The 16939-nt window shown below is 68.1% G+C and carries 17 protein-coding genes; 10 read left to right on the top strand and 7 right to left on the bottom strand.

Annotated features, from left to right (window positions below; translation table 11 throughout):
- The first annotated feature begins 23 nt into the window (after window positions 1-23).
- Window positions 24-668 carry a dihydrofolate reductase family protein gene (locus JYK17_RS25715; protein ID WP_128800844.1) on the top strand — a complete coding sequence of 215 codons (645 nt, stop codon included), beginning with the start codon at window positions 24-26 and terminating at the stop codon, window positions 666-668.
- Between the two features lie 179 nt (window positions 669-847).
- On the opposite strand, the gene JYK17_RS25710 is transcribed toward JYK17_RS25715, so the two are convergent.
- Together JYK17_RS25710 and JYK17_RS25705 are read right to left on the bottom strand one after the other, a co-directional pair.
- The gene (locus JYK17_RS25710; protein ID WP_128800843.1) at window positions 848-1258 is read right to left on the bottom strand and encodes a hypothetical protein; all 411 of its coding nucleotides are present in this window, start codon (window positions 1256-1258) and stop codon (window positions 848-850) included.
- 59 nt (window positions 1259-1317) lie between these two features.
- The gene (locus JYK17_RS25705) at window positions 1318-2274 is read right to left on the bottom strand and encodes an NADP-dependent oxidoreductase (RefSeq protein ID WP_222811271.1); all 957 of its coding nucleotides are present in this window, start codon (window positions 2272-2274) and stop codon (window positions 1318-1320) included.
- Between the two features lie 109 nt (window positions 2275-2383).
- Between JYK17_RS25705 and JYK17_RS25700 the strand changes: the two genes are divergently transcribed.
- Together JYK17_RS25700 and JYK17_RS25695 are read left to right on the top strand one after the other, a co-directional pair.
- Window positions 2384-2950 (top strand): TetR/AcrR family transcriptional regulator, encoded by a 567-nt coding sequence (locus tag JYK17_RS25700; protein WP_222811270.1) that lies wholly within the window; start codon window positions 2384-2386, stop codon window positions 2948-2950.
- A gap of 107 nt (window positions 2951-3057) precedes the next feature.
- On the top strand, window positions 3058-3987 hold the full coding sequence (locus tag JYK17_RS25695; protein ID WP_222811269.1) for an endonuclease/exonuclease/phosphatase family protein: 930 nt from the start codon (window positions 3058-3060) through the stop codon (window positions 3985-3987).
- A 12-nt stretch (window positions 3988-3999) separates the two neighbouring features.
- Here the strand turns inward: JYK17_RS25695 and JYK17_RS25690 are convergent, their stop codons facing one another.
- From JYK17_RS25690 to JYK17_RS25680, 3 genes are all read right to left on the bottom strand, one after another.
- Complete coding sequence (locus JYK17_RS25690; RefSeq protein ID WP_234548379.1) at window positions 4000-4785, bottom strand: DUF1963 domain-containing protein; 786 nt, start codon at window positions 4783-4785, stop codon at window positions 4000-4002.
- Window positions 4786-4920: 135 nt separating this feature from the next.
- Window positions 4921-5583 (bottom strand): winged helix-turn-helix transcriptional regulator, encoded by a 663-nt coding sequence (locus tag JYK17_RS25685; RefSeq protein WP_128800840.1) that lies wholly within the window; start codon window positions 5581-5583, stop codon window positions 4921-4923.
- Between the two features lie 125 nt (window positions 5584-5708).
- Complete coding sequence (locus tag JYK17_RS25680) at window positions 5709-6494, bottom strand: sigma-70 family RNA polymerase sigma factor (protein WP_222811268.1); 786 nt, start codon at window positions 6492-6494, stop codon at window positions 5709-5711.
- Window positions 6495-6531: 37 nt separating this feature from the next.
- On the opposite strand from JYK17_RS25680, the gene JYK17_RS25675 reads away from it, so the two are divergent.
- Complete coding sequence (locus JYK17_RS25675) at window positions 6532-6990, top strand: hypothetical protein (RefSeq protein ID WP_222811267.1); 459 nt, start codon at window positions 6532-6534, stop codon at window positions 6988-6990.
- Between the two features lie 114 nt (window positions 6991-7104).
- On the opposite strand, the gene JYK17_RS25670 is transcribed toward JYK17_RS25675, so the two are convergent.
- Entirely contained in the window at window positions 7105-7662 is a 558-nt protein-coding gene (locus tag JYK17_RS25670; RefSeq protein WP_128800837.1) for a HEAT repeat domain-containing protein, read from the bottom strand.
- Window positions 7663-8274: 612 nt separating this feature from the next.
- On the opposite strand from JYK17_RS25670, the gene JYK17_RS25665 reads away from it, so the two are divergent.
- Window positions 8275-10323 carry a pentapeptide repeat-containing protein gene (locus tag JYK17_RS25665; RefSeq protein ID WP_108015207.1) on the top strand — a complete coding sequence of 683 codons (2049 nt, stop codon included), beginning with the start codon at window positions 8275-8277 and terminating at the stop codon, window positions 10321-10323.
- Between the two features lie 485 nt (window positions 10324-10808).
- Here the strand turns inward: JYK17_RS25665 and JYK17_RS25660 are convergent, their stop codons facing one another.
- Window positions 10809-11645 (bottom strand): maleylpyruvate isomerase family mycothiol-dependent enzyme, encoded by an 837-nt coding sequence (locus tag JYK17_RS25660; protein ID WP_222811266.1) that lies wholly within the window; start codon window positions 11643-11645, stop codon window positions 10809-10811.
- A 331-nt stretch (window positions 11646-11976) separates the two neighbouring features.
- Here JYK17_RS25660 and JYK17_RS25655 point away from each other — a divergent pair, with 331 nt between their 5' ends.
- From JYK17_RS25655 to JYK17_RS25635, 5 genes are all read left to right on the top strand, one after another.
- A complete protein-coding gene (locus tag JYK17_RS25655) occupies window positions 11977-12861 on the top strand; it encodes an SGNH/GDSL hydrolase family protein (RefSeq protein WP_261996145.1) in 885 nt (294 codons plus the stop codon).
- Window positions 12862-12877: 16 nt separating this feature from the next.
- Entirely contained in the window at window positions 12878-14053 is a 1176-nt protein-coding gene (locus JYK17_RS25650; protein ID WP_181362630.1) for an acyltransferase family protein, read from the top strand.
- A 98-nt stretch (window positions 14054-14151) separates the two neighbouring features.
- A complete protein-coding gene (locus tag JYK17_RS25645; RefSeq protein ID WP_222811265.1) occupies window positions 14152-14850 on the top strand; it encodes a response regulator transcription factor in 699 nt (232 codons plus the stop codon).
- Window positions 14847-16298 carry an ATP-binding protein gene (locus tag JYK17_RS25640; protein ID WP_222811264.1) on the top strand — a complete coding sequence of 484 codons (1452 nt, stop codon included), beginning with the start codon at window positions 14847-14849 and terminating at the stop codon, window positions 16296-16298. The genes JYK17_RS25645 and JYK17_RS25640 overlap by 4 nt, the downstream gene beginning before the upstream one ends.
- The gene (locus JYK17_RS25635; RefSeq protein WP_222811263.1) at window positions 16298-16834 is read left to right on the top strand and encodes a hypothetical protein; all 537 of its coding nucleotides are present in this window, start codon (window positions 16298-16300) and stop codon (window positions 16832-16834) included. The genes JYK17_RS25640 and JYK17_RS25635 overlap by 1 nt, the downstream gene beginning before the upstream one ends.
- Window positions 16835-16939: the final 105 nt, after the last annotated feature.

Here is a 16939-nt window from a genome sequence, read left to right as displayed (position 1 = left end):
TAAGAGGACTGGCGAGGACACACATGGAACAACTGCTGAGAGTCATGAACTTCATCGTCTCGAGCGATGGCATCGGTGCCGGCGAGCACCAAAGTCTCGAGCGACCGTTCGGCTACGACCATCCCGAGAAGCTGTTCGCCTGGGCCGGTGCCACGGCGAGCTGGCCGATGCGCACAGATCCCGGCGGGAGCCGGGGCCTCGACGACTACTTCACCCGAGATTTCGCACGCAACATCGGTGCCGAGATCATGGGCCGCAACAAGTTCGGGCCCCAGCGCGGGCCCTGGCAGGACCATGAGTGGCGCGGCTGGTGGGGTGAGGAGCCCCCGTTCCGCACCCCGGTGTTCGTCATGACCCACCACACGCGCCCGTCGTTCACGCTCTCCGACACCACGTTCCACTTCGTCGACGGCACCCCGGCCGCTGTCCTCGAACGAGCACGGGACGCGGCGCAGGGCAAGGACATCCGGCTCGGCGGCGGGGTCACCACCATCCGGCAGTTCCTCGAGGCCGACCTCGTGGACACCATGCATGTGGCGGTATCGCCGGTGAAACTCGGCTCCGGACTGCGCCTTTGGGAGTCCCCCGATGAGCTGCTCGATCGGTTCAACCTGGAGGTCGTGCCCAGCCCGAGCGGGGTGACGCACCACCTGTTCTGGCGAAAGTAGCGCGAGCTGTTCTGGCGAAAGTAACCCGAGGGCACGAGGGCCAACTTGAGCCCAGGCTGCGGCTGCGAAGGGGCGTCCGCCTCAGCGGATGCCCCTGCTCGCTGCAGATGCGGCTCGTGGCCTGCGGCGGGCAGGCGACTGTGGTCCGCCGTACGAGAGTGACGGCCGCCGACCGGGTGTCACAACGCCTGGAGGACACCGACGACGAAGATCCCGATGCCCACCGTCTCCGGCAGCGCTGCGAGCGCGCCCAGCAGCGCGGGTTTCGCCTTCTCGCCGAACTCGTCCTGAACACCGGTGAGCCAGTTCAAGGTGTCCTTGGCCGCGACCAACGTGGAAGAGGCGATGAGCAGCCAGGCGCCCACCTCCTCCCACCCCGCTCCCAGGGTGGAGAACCGCGCCGCCCACACCAGGCCGAGCAGTGCCGTTCCGTGCAGCAGGGTGCTGATGTGCGCCGACATCAGATACCTCGGCGCGGCAGCTGCGCCTCTCGCGCGGATCACCACGATGGGAAAACCGAGCAGCGCCCCGTAGGCGAGGTTCAGCACCCCACCGACGATCAGCACCTTCTCCGCCAATGTGATGCCCATCACACCACGGTAGGCGCAGAAATCGACGGCCGCAGTGCGCGTGAAGGCGGTGTGCAACCTCAGAGGTCGATGACGATCTTTCCGTGCACATGCCGACCGGCCTGAAGCTCGGTCGCCTGGCGGATCTGCTCGATCGGGAAACTCTCCGCGATGGGCACCTGCAGTTGACCCGCCGCGACCAGGCGGGCGATCTCTTCCAGGTCGCTCGGAGTCGCGTTCGCGCCGGTGGCCGCCGATACGCCGTCGACCTGGGCGGCGATGGTGCAGATGCGGCCGTCCGGGACGCCGAGTTCCCGTGCTGCGTGCGCTGTCTCCACTCCGTGCAGGTCGAGGGCGGCGGTGACACCGTCGGGAGCAAGGGCCCGGACCCGGTCGGCCAGACCATCGCCGTAGACGACTGGCTCGGCTCCGAGGCCGCGCAGGAAATCGAATGAGGTCGCCGATCCCGTCCCGATCACGCGCGCTCCCGCGATGCGGGCCAGCTGCACGGCGAACACCCCCACCCCGCCCGCCGCGCCGCCGATCAGCACGGTGTCGCCCGGGCCGAGGGCGACCACGGCGAGGGCGGCGGATGCCGTGCGACCTGCGATCGTGAGGGTCGCGGCGGTGCGATCGTCGACGCCGTCGGGGATGTGATGGGCTTCGTTGGCCGCCAGCCCCCCGGCCGGGTCGATCACCACGAAGTCGGCGACCGCGCGGGACAGCGCGCTCCCGAACACGCGGTCGCCGGGTGCGAAGCCGGTTACTCCGTCACCGACCTGGTCGACCACTCCCGCGTAGTCGGTCCCGAACCCCACCGGGAGGCTCAGGCCGAACCGGGCGGCGGTGTCCGCGTCGGCGGTCATGATCCAGTCCATCGGGTTCAGACCGGCCGCGGTGACCCGCACGCGGATCTGCTCCGGGCCTGCCTGCGGTGCGGGAACCTCGCGGACGTTCAGAACTTCGGGACCGCCGAATGCATCGAGCCGGACTGCCCGGCTCGCGCCCACCGACGGTTGACCGTTCTGCTCCAGCATGTGCGTCTGTCTCCTTGGAACCGAGGGAACGTAGGCAAACGGACTATGCTCCGTTTACATGAATGACCGTAGCATAACCGGAGCGTGATCCGTTTTGACTGAGGCAGCTATGCGCACGCCACGCGCGGACGCGACCCGTAACCGCGACCAACTGCTCGCGGTGGCGACCCGCGTGTTCGCGTCCGCCGACAACGAGCCGTCGATGCGTGCGATCGCCCGCGAGGCCGGGGTCGGCATCGCCACGCTCTACCGGCACTTCCCGACCCGCGAGTCGCTGGTCGATGCGGTCTACCGCGACCAGGTCGTACGGCTGACGGCCGGCGCCCGGGAGCTGCTCGACCGCATGCCCCCGGCTGAGGCGATGCGGCACTGGATGGACCTGTTCGGGGACTGGATCGCGACCAAGAACGGCATGCTCGACACGCTGGTCGCCATGGTCGAGTCGGGTGAGATCGCCCATGCGCAGACCCGAGCGGAGCTACTGACGGCCATCACCACGATCCTCAACGCCGGCCAGGCAGCGGGCGACCTCCGCTCCGACATCACCGCCGAGGACATCGCGGCCTCCCTCATCGGCATCTTCACCGTGGCCCCCCGGCCCCAGCACGAAGCCAAGGCCAGTCGCTTGCTGAACCTCCTGATGGACGGTCTCAGGCCCGCTGCCAGGCAGGTCTGAGGCTGCGACGTCAGCGAGCGGGCGAGGTTCATTTCAGGAACCGGCGAGGGGGCGATGTGCTGGGACGTGATGGGCGGTTGGTGGCGTGCGTCGTGATCGTGGCGTGCATGATGCTCACCGGATTCGGCGCGCCAGGATGGGCGCCCTTCGCCAGGTCACTGCCTGCCGGTCTGGCCCGCGAGGTGGTGCCGAACCGGGTCATGACATGGAACCTGTGCAACCCGTGCGGGGCGAGCAACGTCGATCAGGCAGCGGAGATCGCCGCGTACGCGCCCCAGGTCATCGGTGTGCAAGAGGCGTGCGCGGGTGACGTCGAGAGGATCCGGAAGTACCTGAAGGGCCTCTACGGGCTGGTGTACCACGTCGCCTACGGGCCGGTGCTGCGCAACTGGGGGCGCTGCGGGGGCGTCCCTTGGAAGCCCGGGGCCTACGGCCAAGCGATCCTCTCGGCGGCACCGATGACGGACCGCGCCACCGTCGAATACCCCGACGGCGGCTCCGAGGACCGCGGCTACCTGGCGGTCACCACTGAGGTGGGCGGCCGGTCGGTCCGGGTCTTCAACACCCACTTCGCCGAACGGCGCCAGGAGACGGTCCGGGCGGACCAGGCCCGCGTCCTGGCGGCAGCAGTCGCCGAGCACGACCACGCGATCGTCATCGGTGACTTCAACGCCGTACCGGACGCCCCCGAACTCAAGGCCCTGTGGAAGCTGGCCGAGGACGCCGACCCGCGCTGCCGTCCGTCGACCGCTCACCTCTGCGAGCCGAGCACCGACTGGCACAGCAGGTTCGACTACGTATTCCTGCGAGGTGTTGTGTCCCTAGGGCAGGGCGTGCGCCCCACGGCGCATTCAGATCACCATCTGGTGTACGCCGACCTCGACTTGGCCGGACCCTGTGCGCAGGCATCCGGATCGATGTGTTTGTGCAGGCTGGCGAACGCACACCGACGCTTCGGGCTGCGCCTCCGGCCGGCCAGGCGGCACAGTCCTTCGCGGACGCTCGCCCGGCCAGGGCTGTGGTGCGCAAACTGGTAGCTGGGGTGGGTGTCAGACCTGCTGTTCGAACTGCAGGGCGTGGTACCGGCGCTCTGCGATGTCCTTGCGGGTGCCGACGATCAGGGTCTGCGTGTAGACGTCGATATCGATCGACTGGCCGTGTATCTGTGCCAGAAGAACCAGGTCGCCCTCGTCCGGAGCCGACTGCCAGGCGCTGGAGAAACCCCCCAGCTGGACGGAGACTCCTTGTGAGGCACCGCCCGCTGCCGCGTCCCGCACGGCGTCCTCGAAGGCGTCCAAGATGCCGTATCGCTCCGCGCTGCCGTCCAGGAACGCGCGGGTCGCCGGGGCGTCGCGCCAGTCGGGCGCGACGGTCAGTCCAGGCACCGGATACAGAACGGCCGGTTCGTAGACCCTGGCCTGCTCAGGCTCGCCGTCGAGTTCGTACGTCGCCGAGCGTTCCGTGGTCCGCGCGCCGGCCGAAACGTGGAGCACAGTCGACGACTCCGGCTCGTACTCGATCTCGACGAAAAACAACAGGTCCCCGTCGGGCGGCAGTTCGATGTCCAGCGCTTCGCGGGGGAGTGCCGCACAGTGGACGGTCAGCACCAGAGGTTCGCGCCCCTCGGGCCAGTCGATGCCATCCGGCAGGCAGGGGAGACCTCCCGTGCGCGCGGCAGGGCGGGCCGCTTCTTGCTGGGCGGAAGTCATGTCCTCGAAGGGGATCAGGTGGACGCACGGTCGGGAGCTGGTGAGCATCTCGTGTGCGACCGGCTCGGGGACGCCATGCCTCTCGGCCGCTCCGAGAACGAGCTTTTCCACGATCGAAGTAGTCATGACCGGGATCATGCCAGGGCCCACTGACAGCGACTGACACTCAACTACCGCTTCACGGACAGCAGTTACCGCGACGCGGCGTGCTAGACCGGTGATCAGGTACGGCAAGCCCGTGTGGGTGTCGGCTGGTTCGGCTCAGCGGTTGAGGCTGTCACGTAGCTCGGCGGGAGCGAAGACCTCGAAGAACGTGTCCAACAGCTCTTCTCGGCCGCTCGTCTCGGCCTCTCCGCTCGCGATGGCCGTCAAGATCGCCTGGAACGCCGGCAGCCGGGCGGATCGGATCGTGATGACGAGATCCGGGTCACGTGGTGCCGGGCCGATCCCGGTGGTCAACTGCCCTTCGGTGATGACGATGTACAGCACCACGCCCGCGATGTGGATCTCCCAGGCGGCAGAAAGGCCGTGCGCTGCCTCGGCGTTGAACGTGGCACGGAACGCCATGGCGATCGACGAGGGAGGCACGAATTCGTCGGCTCGCTGCTCACCGAGCCGGTCATTTCCCCACATCGCCAGGGTCAACACGGCTGACTGCAGTGCTCGGCCCTCCTCACTGAGCGTGTACAGCACACCCCGCTGCGGCGCCGGAGCGACCTTGCGCTCGACGATGCCGACCTGCTCGAGCTCCTTGAGTCGAGTGGAGAGCACATTCGTCGGGATGCCAGGCAGGTCCTCGAGCAGGTCGGTGTAACGGCTCGGCCGGGCCAACAGCTCGCGAACAATCAGCAGTGCCCACCTCTCGCCGACCAGCTCGAGGGCTCGGGCGAGTCCGCAGTACTGCCCGAAGTCTTTACGTGCCATGGCGTAAAGCGTAGCAGCGGCCTTGCTGGGGTAATGCGTGCTTCACAAGGGGCTGTCGACTTGTAAAGATGCAGTTTGGAGAGTTTTTGAGTGCCCGGCCGTGGTTGGACGGCATGGATGCGGCGTCAGTCGATGAGGCGACGTAGTTCGACCTGGGCGCGTTCGACGAGTTTCTTAGCGGTGTGGCCGGAGATGCCCAGGTGGCGGCCGATCTGCCGGAAGGACCTTTCCGGCAGGTCGTCGAGGCCGTAGCGCAGAATCAGCGCCTCGGCTTCGCGCGGGTCGATGCGGGTCAGGGCCGTGCGGACCGTGCTGGTGAAGTCCCTTGCAATAGCGGTGTGTTGGGGGTCGGTCAGGGTATAGCCAGGTGCGGGCAGTTCGTCATCGTCTTCGACGGGTGCGGCGCGCAGTTGCCGATGGAGTGCGGCGACTGTCGTTGGTGAGATGCCCAGCGCGGCAGCCGCCAGGTTCAGGCTGTCAGCGTTCTCGTCGAGCGCCCGTCGCACAGCGACGGTTCGACCGACGAGGTCGGTGGGCACGACGGCAGGGAACTCCTGGCGGGCGATGGCCCGCTGGATTTCCTTGCATACCCAGGTGTGCGCATATGCCCCGAAGGGCACTGCCCGATCGGGATCGAAGCGGCATGCGGCAATCAGCAGCCCGAGGATGCCGGCCTGTCGCAGGTCCGCCCGGTCGATATGCCACGTGCGATAGCGAGCGACCTCGCGTTCGACGAGACGGCCGTGCATCGCCACAAGGCGTTCCCGCTCGACGGCGTCCGGTTCGGCCTGGTGACTGCTCACGGTGGTGATCTCCCGGGGATCGATGCCCGTCTGGTTGCCGTTGTTACGGATACCGAGCCGGGCACGCAGTGCGAGGTTCGCACTGTGGCCGATTGCCGGTATCCCCACTGGCGACCGCGCAACGCCGAGCCTGGAAGGCCACCGCATGTCCGATCTCAGCAATGCCACCTGGCAAGCAATCCCGATCGTCCCCTACGGAGCTGTCCTGCACGTACCGCTCGGTTGGGAGGCGCTGCCTCCCGTCCCGGCCAACGGTCCGGAGATCCTGCGGGCCACCGGGGGGCCCGGCCGAAACCTGATCGTCTTCAAGGTGCCTGCCAACGGAAAGACCGCTGCGCAGGTGGCGGACATCGCCCAGGAGAAACTCGAAGCCCACGGCTACGACGCCTTCACACGTACTGAGGCCCGGTTCGCCGGGCAACCGGGGGTGGCGCTGGATTTCGTCACCCGCCGCGACAGCAAGGGAACGGTCATCTACCAGACCCGGGAGTACTTCACTGTGCGCGGAAACGCAGCATTTGTGCTCGGCATGGGGAGCGCGACCTGGGAGGAGCATCTGCGGCTCATCGAGCAGATCGCCGACCGATTCGAACTCACGGACTGAGCTGAACCCCCGCTCTGCCGCGCTCAGTACGGGCCCGCAGGGCCCATCGATCTCACCACGTCTAAGCCGGCAGCCGTTTCGGGCGTCGTGTCGGTGAGGCTCTCGGTGATTCCTTCAAGGAGCTGCTCGAGGTCGGGCCGTAGTCAGGATGGTTCGTTCGTAGATGGCTCCGCCCGGTATGTACCAGCCCGCCTTCTTGCGTACGGCGGGGCTCGGGTCGTCGGCGTGGCATGTCCTGAGGGTGGCCAGGGCGCGTGCCTCCGAGTGGGCGAACTTGCCGACGAGTTCGGCGGCCATGGCGCGGACGTGCGGGTCGGGGTCAAAGGCCAGGTGGTGCAGAGAAGGTTCGAGGACCAGGTCCGGGCCCGGTGCACAGGTGTCGCCCTCGCACCGGTCGCAGGCCAGCGCGTGGAACGCGGCGATTCTGACGCGGGCGTCGGGGTCGTCGGTCATGGTGATGAGGTCGCTCACCGAGTCGGTGTCGGCCAGGTGGTCGAGCAGGCGGCAGCATCCCTCGCGGATGGAGGGATTCTCCTGTCGCAGGCCGGCGCGAATGGCGCTCAGCGCGGCCGGCCCGCGCCGTAGCAGTACACGGTAGGCCGCAACGGTGCGCTGAGGGTCGCCCAGGTATGCGACGAGGGCTTCGTTGTCGGTCCTGACGAATCCGAGCATGACCTCAGCTTCGAGCCACGGCGTTAGTCCGGGCAAAGGGGTTTTGCGACGGGTGCGAGGCACGGGCCGCGTCTGCTAACGAAGGCAGCCGGGGCTTGATCTTGCCGGGGGCTCGTCGCGTGGTTGCTGCGGCGGTTGCCGTAACGAGTGGTGTGCAGATACCGCACCGCCTGCTCGATGCGTTGTGCGGTGCACCGGGCAGCAGGTGAACGTGGCTAGAGTCGGCATCGTGCAGCTGATCGGCCGCATCGCGCCCGGTGTCGTAGAGGACGGCCTCCGCATCGGTGGGAAGCGAGCCGGCAGGTGTCGCGTTATGCGGCGAATTGGGACAGTGCGGGGAGGGCGGTTTGGGGGGCCCGGGCGACGGCGGTGTTGAGGAACGTTATCAGTGTCAGTGCGACGGCATGGGGGGGGGCGGCCCATAGCTGCGGTGTTGCCACGAGCCGGGTCCCGGTACTCAGCATCACTGACCCGATCATGTTCACGATTCCTACCGGTCGTTCACGGCATAGACAGCCCTGGGGCCCGCCGGTAGCTCCGCCACTGTGATGGACGCTGCACCTTTTGCTTAGCCCCTGGCAGTGATCGGTAGGCAAAGGGTGTACTCACTTCATGCTGTTTACTCCAGCTCCTGTCGTCCCGGAGTGGCCGTGCTGCGGTGACGGTGTCACCGGCGGGGAGCGTGCGGGTTGTATCGGACGCTCCGTCGACCCGCACTCTGCCTGCCTGGCACACCTGCCTGACGTTGACCGGGTTGGTCACCTGGCGAGCCTGAGCGCGGGCGCCGCCATCGACTACCGGGGCACGCGATTCACCGACCATCTGCTTGACCAACTTCTCAACGCTCTCAAGGATCCCAGCACGGGTCACGCCCGTTTCGGCGACGCCCGCTTCGAGTCGTCCACCTTCACCGGGACCGCCGATTTCGCCTCGGCTGCCTTCGCCGGCAGCGTCGATTTCGCCTCGGCCAATTTCAACGCCACTGCGAGGTTTTCCGCTGCCACCTTCACCGGCGGTTGCTGGTTCAACGAGGCCACCTTCCGCCGAGAGGCACAGTTCGACTCGGTCACGTTCACCGGCGTTGCCGTATTCGAATCGGCCGCCTTCGCCGATATCGCGCAGTTCCACTCAGCCGTCTTCACCGACCAAGCCGTGTTCCTCTTGGCTGACTTCACTGACGCAGCTGTGTTCGTCTCAGCCACCTTTGCCGACGCCCAGTTCCGGGCGGCCGCCTTCAACGGCGGTGCCCGGTTCACCGGCGCTACTTTCACCAGGGACGCCTGGTTCCCCGCGGTCACTTGCATCGGGACTGCCCAGTTCGGGTCGACCACCTTCGCCGGCAACGCCGATTTCGGATCAGCCACCTTCACCGGCGACGCCCGGTTTCACAAGACCGCTTTCGCCGGCAACGCGTCGTTCGAGTCGGCCACCTTCACCGGCGACGCCTGGTTCGACTCGGCAACCTTCACCGGCAACGCCTGGTTCGAGGCGACGGGCTTCACAGAAAACGTCGACTTCGGTGCGGCGAGGTTCGAGCAAGCTGGAGAGGTGGGGCCGCTGGTCTGCAGGAAGACGGTCTGTCTGTCGGGGGCGACGTTCCGTAGCCCGGTGACGCTCTCCGTCGCGGCCAGGCGCCTGGAGTGCTATCGGACAGGCTGGGCATCGACCGCCACGCTGCGCCTGCGTCATACGGACGTCGACTTCGCGCACGCTGTTTTCGAATACCCCCTGACCATCGCGGCCGCGCAAGCACCCTTCCCTCACTCCCGCGGTGATCGCGGCTCCATCGTCTTGGAAGACTGCCTCGCCGACACCACCGGCCCCGGTGTGCGCGTCATGTCGCTGCGCGGGGTAGACGCCGCCCATCTCGTGCTCGCCGGCATCGACCTGACGCGCTGCCTGTTCACCGGGGCGGTTCACCTCGACCAGATCCGTCTGGAAGGGAACTGCACCTTCGCTGCCGTACCGTGCGGCACACACTGGCGGCGGCTGCGCCCTCTGCGCTTCACCCAGCGTCGAACCCTCGCCGAGGAACACCATTGGCGCTCCTGCTGGCCGGCCGCGGTTCCAGGCTGGCAGCAGAACATCAACGGCACCGGGCATTTGGAACATGTAAGTCCCGCGCAACTTGCGCCGGTTTACCGGGCCCTGCGCAAGGCATTCGAGGACAGCAAGAACGAGCCGGACGCGGCAGACTTCTACTACGGCGAGATGGAGATGCGCCGCCATGATCACCACCGGCCGCGTGCCGAACGGACTCTCCTTGCCGCGTATTGGGCGCTGTCCGGGTACGGATTGCGCGCTACCCGCGCCCTGGTGTGGCTGCTGCTCGCGATGATCGGCACGCTGCTTACGATGATGCTCTGGGGCCTTCCGGCCGATGGCTGGAGGCCGCAGGCCGTCGGCAGTGTGACCGGCCAGCAGATACGGCTGCCCACCGACCCGCCCGACCCGATCAACCCCACCAACGCTCTGCACGAGCGCCTTTCCAGCGGACGTTTCGAAAAGGGATTGCGGGTGGTGGTCAACTCGGTCATCTTCCGCTCATCCGACCAAAATCTCACCACGGCCGGCACCTACACTGAAATGATCTCCCGTCTGACCGAACCCGTCCTGCTCGGTCTCGCCGCACTCGCCATCCGCGGACGCATCAAGCGATAGAAGGGAAGCCGGACATCAAAAGGCGTCGCTCCCCACGCCGCCCGCAGATCAGCAGAGCATCTCGTCTCTCACCTCGCGCTTGGGCGAGTTGCCGGACGGGGTGATGGTCCCGGTCCATATAGAGGTCGCCTGTGCCGCCGCTCGCGGGCCGGCGGCCGGTCGCCCTTTGCCAGCGTGGCAACCTAAGTACGGTTGCGGTGCCTGGCCGGTCGGGTGGCGGACCGAGGGAGACTGGTCTCCATGTGGACCGGGCCCAGGCCCGCTGTTGCCGGATGCGTCCGGAATGCTCACGTCCGGCAGCGACGCCGTCAGGTCCGGGTCGAAGAAGGAACTCACGTCATCCCACAGCAGATCAGCCACCCCGCCATGCTGCCCTGCTCACCGACCCAACGCACTCCGTTTCCCTTGGCCAAGGACACACGGGCACCCTGGGCGGAAGGGCTGCCGGTCGGCATCGGTGGACCAGCTGGGCACGGGATCTTGGGTCAGGGCGCCGTGAACAGGGTCGGGAAGCGGGGTGCGAGCCAGGGCTTGCGGCCCCAGGCGAGGATGTGTCCCTGTGCCATGGCCCGCCATGGGTTGCGACGGCCGAGCGCGATGAGGAGGAAGGTGACGGGTTCCAGCAGGATGGTGCAGTCGGCGCGTTCCAGCGGGGTGGGGGTCACCACCACTGCCCGGTCGGCGAGGCTGACGCCGAACGCCGGGCCGCCCCTGAGGCGAATGGTGTAGCGGGCGGCCAGATCGGCGATGGCGGTCGGGTCGGCGACGCGCGGCATGACCGAGAGGAAGAACGGCATGCACAGTTCGACCCGTTCGCGGTCGATCATGTGGGGGCGTTTGAGGGCGCGAGCGAGGTCGTAGCCGTGGCCCAGCATGTGGGTCAGCAGGTAGGACGCGAACACGTGCCGGTTCATGGAACCCAGTGGCGTGACGAGTGGCGGGTGGGCGGCGTTCTCGTCGCTCGCTCCTCGATGAACGGCGTCGAGGAATGCGTCGGCCTGTTCTTGGATCATCGACGTCAGAGGCTGCGCCCTGCGCTCCTCGAAAGTGGCGAGCGCTTGCGCGTTGGCGGCCGCCAGACTCTGCGGCGTGCCGTCTCCATAGGGGCGTTCACGCCCGGCTGCCACGTCGGCCATCAGCTCGTTGGCCTGGGCCAGGTGGGCGGCTGCCTCGCCGAGGGTCCACTGCGAGTCGGGTACGGCAACGCTGGTGTCGTCGACGCCGCGCAGCAGGGTTGCAATGTCACCGGCCGTCTCCCGTATCGCTCGCGCGAGTCCGTGGGGTAGCGGTTCTTGGGTCCTGTGTTGCGCCGTCGGATGCACGCTGCCTGTTCCTTTCCGCCCTGCGTCTCCTTCGCATATGAAACGCGCTGAACCCAATCAGACGCGGGGGGCATGCGACAAGCCCCGGCACTACCACGGTGCGGTCCGGTCCCAGGGGGCGGCTGACGGACGAGTGGAAGTCCGTTGTTCGACGCTGCGCGTGCGGTGGGGCGGGTGGGTGTGTGCAGGAGGAGTCGGAGATCCACCGAGGGGCTGTCCGCGTTCGCGGTCGTGCTCGTGCTCGTGCTCGTGCATGAGCGTTTGTTGCCCGCATTATGAGCAGACGATGACGGCGAGCTGCGGGCGGTCTCCCGGCTGGTCTGCTGGGCTCATGAACAGCAAGCGCAAGCCCAGTTGGCCGCATCGGCCCACGCCCGGCCGTCCCTCCCGTAACACCTCGACCGCGCCGGCCGCACTGGCGGCAAGCGCCGCAGTGGCTGCCCTCGCGACCACCCTGGTCGGTTGTGGTGGAGCGGACTCCAGCCCCCGGGCGGAGGGCGCACATCGGACGCCGAGCAGAGCGGCAAGTACCGGTACGAAAGTGCTGTGGGTGGGCGATTCCATTGCGGGCACCGAAGCCCCTGCCCTGCGGGCGGCCCTGACCGCAAGCGGTGTGGCGTTCAAGGACATGTCGTCGGACGGCGGGGGGACGGTTGTCGCCGGCAGCGAGAAGATCACGAAGATGATCGCTGCCGAGACGTGGAAACAACTGACCGAGAACATCGACTCGTTCCGGCCCACCTTGGTCGCCTATCAGATCACCACGTACGACTGGGGGAGCGAGAGTCAGCAACGCGCCGCATACGACAAGTTCGTCAAGTCGGCTGTGGCCGCCGGGGCCAAGGCGGTGTTCGTTCCGGCTCCGCCCGTGAAGACCGACGGTTTCTACAAGAAGTACGCGCCGCAGATGCGTACCGCTCCCCGGGTCGCCAAAGAGGTCGCCAAAGAGTTCGCTAAAGGGGTCGCCAGCAACAGCGGCGGATCGGCCGTGTTCCTGGACGCCTCACACCTGTGGGGCACCGACGCCTCCGCCGCCAAGGCCCAGCGGTCTTCGGACGGGATCCACAACTGCCAGCAGGGAGCAGCCGAGTTCGCCTCCTGGTTCACCAAACAGCTCGGTAAGCGCGAGGGTTTCGCGCCCGCGTCCGTCGACGCATGGGCGAACGGCTCGTGGACCGGCGACGACCGGTACGGCAAGCTCAAGTGCGACAGTTGAGGGAGCGGCGCGTTTCATGAGCGAGCGTCGTGTGCACATTGCCGCCCTGGACGGCCTGCGCGGATTCGCGGTCGCGGCCGTACTGCTCTTCCATGCCGGGTTCGTCCGCGGCGGCTTCCTCGGCGTCGACCTGTTCTTCGTGCTGTCCGGGTTTCTGATCACCGGGCTGCTGCTCGGTGAGGGAGAGCGCGGCCGCATCAACCTGATCGCGTTCTGGGGCCGTCGTGCTCGCCGCCTGCTGCCCGCCCTGGCCTGCGTGGTGGCCGTGACCCTGCTCGCGACCTGGGCCTGGGGCACCTTGGCACAGTTGCGGTTCGCGCTCGACGATGCGCCGTGGGTCGGGGCCCAGGTGCTCAACTGGCACTACATCACTGACCAGATCGGCTACTGGAACGCCTCCGACACCCGTGTCTTCGCCCACCTGTGGAGCATCGGTGTGGAGTGGCAGTTCTATCTGGCCTGGCCACTCGTGGTGGCCGTGGCGGCACGGAGTCCGTACGGCGAGCGGGTCGTGGCGCTGCTCGCCGGTTCGGGAGCCTTGGTCGCCCTGGCTCTGACCTCCTCCCTCGGCACCGCTGTGGACACCACCCGGGCCTACGAGGGGACCGACACGCGTGCTGCCGCACTGCTGCTCGGGGCGCTGGTGGCGACCGAGCCCGTGCGCGGTATCGCGCGCCGGGTGCCGCGCCGCGCCGCTGACATGGCGTGCCTGGTGCTGGCGTGCGCGCTCGCCGCCGCGTGGGGGGTCACCGATGGTGAGAAGGAGCCGCTTCTCTTCCACGGCGGACTCTTCCTGCACTCCTTGGCCTCGGCCGTGCTGATCGTTCTCCTGGTGGAAGTGCCGCGCACCCTCGCGGCCCGGGTGGCGGGCAGCCGGCTCCCGCGCCGCCTGGGCACCCTGTCGTACAGCCTGTATCTGTGGCACTGGCCGGTGTACCTGCTGCTGTTGCCCCGGCTCTCCCCGCTCGGCAGGTGGGGCGGCGCGGCTGTCGCGATCGTGGTGTCGCTTGCGGCCGCTGCGGCGACAGCACGGCTGATCGAGGATCCGGTACGGTTCCGCTCGGGCTGGGCACGCGGTCGGCGCGGACCGGCGGCACTGGTGGCGCTGGTTTTCACCGGGGTCGTGCTGTGGGCGGCAATCCCGGTCCCGGTGCTGGGTGCGGGCACGGTCGACGTCAGCCGCCTCAGGTGAGTCACGCCTGCGGGCGCGGCCTGACCGCGTGGTCGGAAGCCGACTGATGCTCCTGTGAAACCTGATGTCCGGAGTCTGTGGGAAGGGATCCCGTCCGCATGAGCCGTGTGCTGCTGATCGAGGACGATCCGGCCGTGCGCCGGGGCGTCGTGCTGGGCCTGTCCCGCAACGGGCACGAGACCGAGGCCGTCGGCACCGGCGAGAGTGGTCTGGAGGCGCTGGCCGCCTTCAAACCCGACCTCGTACTCCTCGATCTGATGCTGCCCGGAATGAGCGGTCTGGAGGTCTGCAGCCGTATCCGCGCGACCAGCCGCCTGCCGATCGTGATCCTGTCGGCGCGCACCGACGACGTCGACGTGGTGATCGGACTGGAGGCGGGCGCGGACGACTACGTCGTCAAGCCCGCGAGTGTCGCGCTCATCGAGGCGCGTATGCGTGCGGTCCTGCGTCGCGTGGCGCCTTCCCCGTCCGACACCGGCGCGGACGCCGGGCGGGTCACCGTGGGCGATCTGGACATCGACCGCAGCGCGCTCATCGTCCGCAAACGCGGAGCGGAACTCGCCCTCGCTCCATCGGAGTTGAAGCTACTGCTGTTCCTGAGCGCCGCACCCGAGCGGACCTTCAGCCGTCAGCAGCTGCTCGAGGACATCTGGGAGCACAGCTACTACGGAGACGTCCGCCTGGTCGACGCCTGCGTGATGCGGCTCCGCGCCAAGATCGAGGAGGACTCGCGCCATCCGGTGTACGTCCAGACCGTGCGCGGGTTCGGTTACCGCTTCGGCCCGCTGCCCGCATGAGACTCGCGCCCGTCCACGGTCTGCGCCCGCGCATGGTCGTCGTTTTCCTGCTCGTCGCGGCGCTCAGCTCGCTCATCACCGCAGCGCTCACCTTCCACCAGGCGCGTAGCTCGATCCTGGACCGTACCCAGAAGGGCGCCGTCAACGACCTGCGTCTCCAAGTCGATTCGCTCGTCCCCAATCTGCCGTCCGACCCGACCGATGCGGACCTGCGCGTCTTCGCGCGCCAACTCGACCTCGCCTCCGGCTCGCGCGGTTGGCACACGGCCGTCTCCCGTGCCGGCGGTCCGTTGATCGGCACGGCCAGTGACGTCAGCGGTTCGCTGCGCGCCGCGGTGAAGAGCGGCAGCAGCACGTTCTACGAGCGTGTGGCGGGCCCCGGTGAGCCGCGGCTGATCATCGGGATGCCCGTGAACCACACCGACCTGGGCGCGACAGCGGAGAAGCGATCGGGGCTCGTCGTCTACGCGGTGGTCTCACTGGATCGTGAACAGGCCGACGTCTCCGCCCTGATCACCGCGGCCTGGGCGGGAGCCGTCCCGGCGCTCGTCCTGGCCGTCCTGCCCGCCCTGTTCGCCGCCCGGCGGGTGCTGCGCCCGGTGGGCCGGCTGCGCGCGGCGGCCGAGAAGATCACGCGGGGGGATCTGGACACGCGTCTCGACGTCAACGGCAGCGACGAACTCGCCGCACTGACCAACACCTTCAACACCATGGCCGCCAGACTTCAGCACGACGACGCCGAACTGCGGCGCATGGAGGCAAACGCCCGCCGGTTCGCCTCCGACGTCTCCCACGAACTGCGCACCCCGCTGGCCGCGATGGTGGCCGTCACCGACGCCCTCGACGACGACGCCCGCACGGGCGGCCTGCCCCCGGACACCGCCGACGCGGTCCGTCTGATCAGCGACGAGACGCGCAAGTTGGTCGTCATGGTGGAGGATCTGATGGAGATATCCCGCTTCGACGCGGGCGCCGCGACGCTCCAGCGGGACGAGGTGAGTCTGCACACCCTCATCCACAAGACGCTTCAACTGCGCGGCTGGCCGGCGCCGGACAAGGTCATCACCGAACTGCCCGCACACGATGCACGGATCCGTATCGACTCACGCCGTATCGACATCGTCCTCGCCAACCTGATCGGCAACGCGCTCAAACACGGCGCCGCACCCGTCACCGTCCGGGCGACGGTCGGCCAGGAAGCCGTGGTGATCACCGTCGCCGACCGTGGCCCCGGCATCCCCGACCAGGTCCTGCCGCACGTCTTCGACCGCTTCTACAAGGCGGACGCCGCTCGGAGCCGCTCCGAAGGCAGCGGGCTCGGGCTCGCCATCGCGCGGGAGAACGTACGCCTGCACGACGGAAGTCTCACCGCGGCCAACCTCCCTGAGGGGGGAGCGGTGTTCACGATCGTCCTCCCGCACCGGCCCGCGAAGGAGGGGGAGGCGTAGTGCGCCGGCTCACCTGCCACGTCATCCTTGTGTCGGCGCTTGCGTTGATGCTGGCGGGCTGCGGTGTCGGTTCGACCGGTCCGGTTCCGGCCGGTGCCCCGGCCTCGGGCTTGAGGGCCGATTCCGTGGCCCAGTACGCCCGTCTCTACTTCGTCGGCCCCTACGGCATTGAGGCCGCACCCCGCAAAGTCGACGCCCGAGCGACCCCGCAACAGGCCCTCGACCTCCTCCTCAAGGGGCCCGATACGGCTGAGAAGGCTCGCGGCCTGGTCACTGAAGTGCCCTCGTTCCCAGGTCGGTTGACGGCGAGTGCCGCAGACGGAGCCGTGGATGTGCATCTCCCGGTGTCCGTCGCGCAGATGAACGGAGGCGGCCTCGGCCTCAGCCAGATCATCTGCACGGCCGCCAACGCCGACACGTCAGGCAGCCGACGTCCCCCCGATGTGGATGTCAGGGTCTACGAGCCGGGGGAGACGACTGCATGGACGGTGCGGTGCAACGCCGCAGGCAACGCGGTTCCTGTACCGAGCAGGTGAGGCTGATTCTGTGCTCTTCTGTGCTCTTGGCCCGGGCGCCGTCGCCCGTTAGGGTGCGGGGCGACAACGTTGCCAGGCCGCGGTGCGGTCCCGCACCCTTGCCGT

It is taken from the genome of Streptomyces plumbidurans (assembly GCF_019857225.1).
Classification (GTDB): domain Bacteria; phylum Actinomycetota; class Actinomycetes; order Streptomycetales; family Streptomycetaceae; genus Streptomyces; species Streptomyces plumbidurans.
Note: the sequence above shows the minus strand (reverse complement) of the source record. Positions and strands in the feature narration are given on the sequence as shown.

Bases quoted from the DNA above. Each gene is read 5' to 3' on its own strand.
- JYK17_RS25715 (WP_128800844.1), top strand. From the start codon at position 24: ATGGAACAACTGCTGAGAGTCATGAACTTCATCGTCTCGAGCGATGGC.
- JYK17_RS25710 (WP_128800843.1), bottom strand. From the start codon at position 1,258: ATGGGCATCACATTGGCGGAGAAGGTGCTGATCGTCGGTGGGGTGCTG.
- JYK17_RS25705 (WP_222811271.1), bottom strand. From the start codon at position 2,274: ATGCTGGAGCAGAACGGTCAACCGTCGGTGGGCGCGAGCCGGGCAGTC.
- JYK17_RS25700 (WP_222811270.1), top strand. From the start codon at position 2,384: ATGCGCACGCCACGCGCGGACGCGACCCGTAACCGCGACCAACTGCTC.
- JYK17_RS25695 (WP_222811269.1), top strand. From the start codon at position 3,058: ATGATGCTCACCGGATTCGGCGCGCCAGGATGGGCGCCCTTCGCCAGG.
- JYK17_RS25690 (WP_234548379.1), bottom strand. From the start codon at position 4,785: ATGACTACTTCGATCGTGGAAAAGCTCGTTCTCGGAGCGGCCGAGAGG.
- JYK17_RS25685 (WP_128800840.1), bottom strand. From the start codon at position 5,583: ATGGCACGTAAAGACTTCGGGCAGTACTGCGGACTCGCCCGAGCCCTC.
- JYK17_RS25675 (WP_222811267.1), top strand. From the start codon at position 6,532: ATGTCCGATCTCAGCAATGCCACCTGGCAAGCAATCCCGATCGTCCCC.
- JYK17_RS25670 (WP_128800837.1), bottom strand. From the start codon at position 7,662: ATGCTCGGATTCGTCAGGACCGACAACGAAGCCCTCGTCGCATACCTG.
- JYK17_RS25665 (WP_108015207.1), top strand. From the start codon at position 8,275: ATGCTGTTTACTCCAGCTCCTGTCGTCCCGGAGTGGCCGTGCTGCGGT.
- JYK17_RS25655 (WP_261996145.1), top strand. From the start codon at position 11,977: ATGAACAGCAAGCGCAAGCCCAGTTGGCCGCATCGGCCCACGCCCGGC.
- JYK17_RS25650 (WP_181362630.1), top strand. From the start codon at position 12,878: ATGAGCGAGCGTCGTGTGCACATTGCCGCCCTGGACGGCCTGCGCGGA.
- JYK17_RS25645 (WP_222811265.1), top strand. From the start codon at position 14,152: ATGAGCCGTGTGCTGCTGATCGAGGACGATCCGGCCGTGCGCCGGGGC.
- JYK17_RS25640 (WP_222811264.1), top strand. From the start codon at position 14,847: ATGAGACTCGCGCCCGTCCACGGTCTGCGCCCGCGCATGGTCGTCGTT.